The organism is Roseofilum sp., from assembly GCF_982964205.1.
The window spans coordinates 1-5524 of sequence record NZ_CEZBFX010000187.1 but is presented as its reverse complement, the minus strand read 5'-3'; the positions used below and the strand labels follow the sequence as shown (position 1 = coordinate 5524).

At 46.1% G+C, this 5524-nt stretch carries 7 protein-coding genes; 2 read left to right on the top strand and 5 right to left on the bottom strand.

Going from position 1 to position 5524, the window contains the following annotated elements:
* Positions 1 to 73: 73 nt before the first annotated feature.
* Positions 74 to 841: a response regulator transcription factor gene (locus AC3A14_RS23905; protein WP_271945084.1), complete on the bottom strand. Its 768-nt coding sequence runs from the start codon at positions 839 to 841 to the stop codon at positions 74 to 76.
* A gap of 346 nt (positions 842 to 1187) precedes the next feature.
* On the opposite strand from AC3A14_RS23905, the gene AC3A14_RS23900 reads away from it, so the two are divergent.
* Positions 1188 to 1436 (top strand): DUF6761 family protein, encoded by a 249-nt coding sequence (locus tag AC3A14_RS23900; protein WP_271945114.1) that lies wholly within the window; start codon positions 1188 to 1190, stop codon positions 1434 to 1436.
* 127 nt (positions 1437 to 1563) lie between these two features.
* Here the strand turns inward: AC3A14_RS23900 and grxD are convergent, their stop codons facing one another.
* From grxD to AC3A14_RS23885, 3 genes are all read right to left on the bottom strand, one after another.
* Positions 1564 to 1887: a Grx4 family monothiol glutaredoxin gene (gene grxD, locus AC3A14_RS23895; RefSeq protein WP_318736120.1), complete on the bottom strand. Its 324-nt coding sequence runs from the start codon at positions 1885 to 1887 to the stop codon at positions 1564 to 1566.
* Positions 1888 to 1964: 77 nt separating this feature from the next.
* A complete protein-coding gene (locus AC3A14_RS23890) occupies positions 1965 to 2216 on the bottom strand; it encodes a BolA family protein (RefSeq protein WP_318700729.1) in 252 nt (83 codons plus the stop codon).
* A gap of 106 nt (positions 2217 to 2322) precedes the next feature.
* A complete protein-coding gene (locus AC3A14_RS23885; protein ID WP_318736118.1) occupies positions 2323 to 2925 on the bottom strand; it encodes a hypothetical protein in 603 nt (200 codons plus the stop codon).
* Positions 2926 to 3052: 127 nt separating this feature from the next.
* Here AC3A14_RS23885 and AC3A14_RS23880 point away from each other — a divergent pair, with 127 nt between their 5' ends.
* Positions 3053 to 5203: a S8 family serine peptidase gene (locus tag AC3A14_RS23880; protein ID WP_318700727.1), complete on the top strand. Its 2151-nt coding sequence runs from the start codon at positions 3053 to 3055 to the stop codon at positions 5201 to 5203.
* Positions 5204 to 5219: 16 nt separating this feature from the next.
* Here AC3A14_RS23880 and AC3A14_RS23875 read toward each other — a convergent pair whose 3' ends face one another.
* Positions 5220 to 5519 (bottom strand): transcriptional regulator, encoded by a 300-nt coding sequence (locus AC3A14_RS23875; RefSeq protein ID WP_413039190.1) that lies wholly within the window; start codon positions 5517 to 5519, stop codon positions 5220 to 5222.
* Positions 5520 to 5524: the final 5 nt, after the last annotated feature.

Here is a 5524-nt window from a genome sequence, read left to right as displayed (position 1 = left end):
ATATGTCTCACTTTGTCCATTATTGTATAATTTTTTGAGGACTGCACAATCACCCTATTCCCTCTCCTGATTTCTATTGTTTCATGGGAAACGTATGCTGGGCAGACAGGGAAGGTGAACGGGTGGGAAAAGGAGACGGCGATCTCCTCTGCTGGGCTAGTCCATCCTGATTAAACCGATAACCGACCTTGCGTACCGTTTGAATGACATGGGGTTGGCGGGGATCTCTCTCAATTTTCTTGCGTAAAGAAAGAACATGGGTATCCACAGTACGAGGATTATCAATCTCATCTGGCCAAGCCCGTTGTAGTAACTGAGACCGACTTAAGGGTTCTCCTCCTACTTGAGCCAGGGCATAAAGCAAGCTAAATTCTTGGGGTGTTAAATCAATCGCCTCTCCCTTAAGAGAGACCTGTCGTTGCACCAGATCGATCTTCAGTTCACCATAGTTAAGATGGGCAGGAGGGGTAAGTTTGTTTTGCCGTCGGATCAGAGCTTGTACCCGTGCCATAAACTCCTGCATTCCAAACGGTTTGGTGAGATAATCATCTGCACCGGCTTGCAGTCCAGCGACCACATCAGTTTCTGCATTACGAGCAGAAAGCATTAAAATCAAAGATTTTTGTTGATTGTAAATCCACTGACAAAGTTCTAAACCTTGTCCTCCAGAAATACTACCATCTAAAACCACTAAAGTCGGTTCCCGCACCATATAAACATGACGAGCGCTGGCACTATCGGCAGATTGGTAAATCCCATAGCCAGCCTGCTGTAAGTGCCAACCGAGAAGCGATCGCAGATGAGGGTTGCTTTCAATAATCTGAATACCAATCAAGACCACTTCGGTTTAATTTCCCTACCACACTATGCAGCAAATAACTCATTCACCTTAACAAGGTTTAACTTACTTTTTTGTAGTTGTCGATACCGAGTATTCCGGTTAAGGATTTTTAGGGATCGGTACGGAATTTGTTTCTTTAGGTATGCTAAGTTTAAGAAACTCCAGCAGATTGCCTATCTCAATTCTGTCTGGAGATTCGTTAAAATAAAGCTATCAGTGGCCCTAGGCCATTCTGCGATTGACCGATCCGGATTTTGCCTATTGGGAAGTGAACAGACCAAAGGATCGACCCTTAAGATACCCAACGAAGTGAAGTTCAGTTGACGATCAGGAGACAACTCTTATGATGCTTCAGGATACTCAAACCATCCGCTTTTACCAAAAAATTACTGATTCTCTCGTAGACCTCTGGAACCGGGGATACCGCTATGATGACTTGCGTATGTATCTCGAAGGCTATCTGGCGGCACTAAGACATTCTAATTGTATTGAAACCTATTTAGTCCATCGGCTAGAAGAAGAAGCTTATCGATATTTACGCGACCGATCTAATTTTGAAATGCCCCTGCCCGAACCCGAAGCCAAATATTACTAGCCCAGAGTTATGGGCTATCGCTGGTTTCTAGGTTGTTTCAACCCCAAAAAATATCCCCTGGTAGTTTTCAGATAGACTCTATCCCTAAATAACCACCGGGGGATTATCGATCAATAGAGAGGTTATTCTAGGAAGCTAAAGCCACTTCCACCATCTGGGCGAGTTCTCCACTTTGGTATAACCCAAAAACAATGTCAGAGCCGCCAACAAACTCGCCATTAATATAAAGCTGGGGAATAGTTGGCCAATTAGAATACTCTTTAATTCCTTGGCGAATGGCATCATTTTGCAACACATCTATTGTTTCATAGGGGACTGCAAGCTGATTGAGCATCTGCACCACATTATTGGAAAATCCACATTGGGGCATCAGCTTATTTCCCTTCATAAACAGAAGAACTTTGTGCGCTTTAATTGTATTGTCAATGTGTTCTTTTAAGTCTGGAGTCATAGTTATCAAGTGAGGAAAGTAGAACGGCAACCTTAAATCGGTTTCAGAGTCTCGATCTTAACTGATTTTTAAGAATTTTACTGAACCGCTTGAAATTCTTCTGGGGTGTATGTCTTTAAACCCAAGGCATGGATAGCATTACTGGCCATGGCCTCCTGAACGGCTGCATAAACCAACTGATGTTGTTGTACCGGTCTTTTGCCTTCAAACTCACGGGAGACCACGATCGCTTCGTAATGATCCCCTCCTCCCGTCATATCCTTCAGGTGAATTTGGGCATCAGGAAGCTTGGCTTTAATCATCGCTTCTACTTCGGCTGGACGAACCATACAAGACTCCTTATGATTACTTACGATCAATTGTTCTCCACTCTTTATTGTAGCGATCGCCCGTTAGAGACTCAAGGGAATGACCCCGCTGATACTCTTATGGATTCTATTGGGGAACCGCAGACGTAGCTTCACTATCGTCATCCCTTTTGGGATAGGGAGAATCTACAAAGCCTAATTCAAATAATTGTTGGTATGCCTTTTTACCCATTTCGGTGGTGGGGTTTTGAGAGCGAATCACCTGTACCAGCAGGGGAACCGCTAAATCAGCTTCGTTTTGAGCGCGATGGACGAGGGCAAGCTGATAGGTTGCTTCATCCCGTTTTTGCGCCGTTTCCACAGCTAAATCCCGTTGGCTATTCGCAATACGATTATCAATACCAGAGAAGCTCGCTGCCAGTTCCTGATAAAAATTCGATAATTGGTTAAACACTTGACGAGCATCTTGGAGTTTTTGCTGCGCTAGGGCATAATTTTCATTGCCCACGGCTTCAGCCGCTTCAGCCATCAGGCGATCGCCCCCGATCCTACTCAGTAGACTGTTTTCCTGATTCAGGGGCCGAAATTCATCGGCATTCGGTTGAGCTTCTTGAGCCGCTAAGTTCTGGTGGGTAGATTGTCCAAAGGCTACGTTTGTGAAGGCGATCGCAGAAGTACAGATAGCTAGGGTCGTCGCTTGCAGGAGTTCAGAGGATTTTAAAGATACCATGAGTTGTAAGAGCTAGAGTGAAGACTAACAATATAAAACAAATCTAAACATAATTTAGCAGACAGTTCCCCTTTTTATCTGTTCCAATCAAAAGCAAGAGATAAACGATCGCAATAGAGTAGTGAAGATGGTCAAAGTTTTTGAGCAGTTGTGGCGCTTTCTTGGGAGTCAATTGAGTTCTCCCCCGGATCGGTCCTCCGATCCCGTTCAGGCCAAGTCGGGTATCCCAGAGTCAGAAATCGGGCTAGTGCTGCAACGGGGCGGCCAAGAATTGGTTTTAGAAAAGGCTTCAGATCGGCTGACGGTTTCCCCGAAGTCTAATATGTCTTCCGACTGGGCCAAGGATCTCCCTTCCTTAGCGACTCGTCCTATTGCTCCAAAACTCTCAGAATTAACGGTCGATCCCCAAAGCTTAGAAACGGCCATTACTTCAGCTCGCAATTCCCAAGATGTGGCCTTTGCCAGTCATGTCTATCAGATCAAAAATTCACCGGGAACCTACACCTATTTGTCCAACGAGATTACCATTCAATGGTCGCCAACGAGCAATGCCCAAACTCGCACGGACCCAATTCAAAAGTATGGCCTGCGGGAAGTCAAACCGGTGGAAACGCTCCCCAATACCTGGGTTTATCAACTGACGGAAAAATCCACAGAAAATCCGATTAAAATTGCCAACCGCCTAATGGCTTCTCCAGCAGTCATTACGGCTGAACCCAATCTGATTATTCCCAGCCAACCCATGTATCGCCCCACCGATGGATCTTATCGACAACAATGGTATCTGAACCATAATGGGGGAAACTATCTCACTACGGGGTCGCATATTGATGCAGAACGAGCTTGGGATCTGACTAGGGGCGATCGCTCCATTGTCGTCGCCATTGCCGATGATGCGATCGACCTCAACCATCCTGACTTCCAAGGATTAGGCAAAATTGTTGCCCCCAAAGACTTCAAAGACCGAGACTTTATCCCCCAACCCGGAGGACTGGTGGAAAACCATGGAACCTCCTGTGCCGGAGTTGCCATTGCCGAAGAAAACGGCTCCGGTATCGTTGGTGTAGCGCCTGGATGCTCCCTAATGCCCGTGCGTACCACCGGCTTCTTAGATGATAATTCCATGGAACAACTCTTTGATTGGTGTGCCAGTCGCGGAGCTGCTGTGATTTCCTGTAGTTGGGGACCAGCCGCCGTTAATTTTCCCCTCTCCCTACGCCAAAACGCTGCCCTGACCAAAGCTGCCACCCAAGGCCGTCAGGGGAAAGGCTGTGTGATTGTCTTTGCTTCTGGGAATGCCAACCGCCCCATTAACGATACCGTTAATGAACAAGGATGGCCGAGCAATGTCATTTCTGGGAATACCCGATGGTTAGCCGGTTTTCCCGTTCATCCCGATGTGATTGCCGTTTCTGCTTGTTCGAGTCTGAGCAAAAAAGCCATCTACAGTAACTGGGGGAAAGAAATCGCCGTTTGCGCTCCATCTAATAATGCGCCTCCAGGGATTTGGTTACAGCAAACCGGATTTATCCAAACTCCTCCCGCAGTTACCCGTGCTACTCCAGGATTAGGTGTTTTCACAACTGACCGGGTAGGGGGAGCAGGGTATGGTACGGGGGATTTTACAGGCACTTTTGGCGGGACTTCCAGTGCTTGTCCCATTGTCGCTGGAGTCGCAGCCCTAGTCTTATCAGCGAATCCCGATTTAACGGCGGCTCAGGTGAAGCAAATTTTAATCTCGAATACGGATAAGATTGTGGACTCAGATCCCGATCCTCAGTTTGGCTTTCGCAAAGGCTCTTATGATAGTCGGGGCCACTCCGAGTGGTTTGGCTATGGTAAGGTGAATGCCTATAAAGCTGTTGCGGCTGCTGTGCGATCGCGCCCCACTCCTCCCAGAGTTAGCCGCTGGATTCAACGGCAAAATTATGCCAGCGTCGCCATTCGAGATTACGATAGTCGCGGCATTAGTAGCTCGATTTATATTTCGGAAAGCAATTCATTACGAGATATCCAAGTGACTGTAGACATCGATCACAGTTTTTTAGGCGATATTCAAGTCAGGTTAATTGCTCCCAATAATAAAACCATTTTGCTCCAAAACCGGGCATTAGGCCAACAAACCCGGCTTCAACATACTTATACCCCTTCTGAGCGTCCCTTATTGCAAGACTTAGTTAATCTCTCCGTTAAAGGAGTGTGGAAATTACAAGTGATTGATTATGCTTTAGGTAATACCGGCACATTAAGAGGTTGGGTACTGACCTTAGGGATTTGAACTATTCTCGAACGGTCTAGCTAATAAGAACCAGAGGATCTTTATGGGGGATTTTTATTTTAATTTCTAGAGTTCCTCCTAATGCACTGACCACCTCCTGAAGTATATTTAACTCCAGACATTCCCAACTTTGCAGTTTTTCTTTTCTGGGGTGCGATTCGGCAAAATATTGCTCTAACTCTTCCTCATGCAATCCTGATTTTTCTTGCAGATACTTGAAAGTTAGTTGTTCAAGATAGTTTTGATAACGTTGCTCTGCTATAGGAATACAGCGCTTTGCGCTGTAACGGAGTACAGTCTCATTGAGATCAGTCATTGCGA

What these genes read in the sequence shown, in the direction of transcription:
- AC3A14_RS23900 (WP_271945114.1), top strand. Translation starts at nt 1,188, where the DNA reads ATGCTTCAGGATACTCAAACCATCCGCTTTTACCAAAAAATTACTGAT.
- grxD (WP_318736120.1), bottom strand. Translation starts at nt 1,887, where the DNA reads ATGACTCCAGACTTAAAAGAACACATTGACAATACAATTAAAGCGCAC.
- AC3A14_RS23890 (WP_318700729.1), bottom strand. Translation starts at nt 2,216, where the DNA reads ATGGTTCGTCCAGCCGAAGTAGAAGCGATGATTAAAGCCAAGCTTCCT.
- AC3A14_RS23885 (WP_318736118.1), bottom strand. Translation starts at nt 2,925, where the DNA reads ATGGTATCTTTAAAATCCTCTGAACTCCTGCAAGCGACGACCCTAGCT.
- AC3A14_RS23880 (WP_318700727.1), top strand. Translation starts at nt 3,053, where the DNA reads ATGGTCAAAGTTTTTGAGCAGTTGTGGCGCTTTCTTGGGAGTCAATTG.
- AC3A14_RS23875 (WP_413039190.1), bottom strand. Translation starts at nt 5,519, where the DNA reads ATGACTGATCTCAATGAGACTGTACTCCGTTACAGCGCAAAGCGCTGT.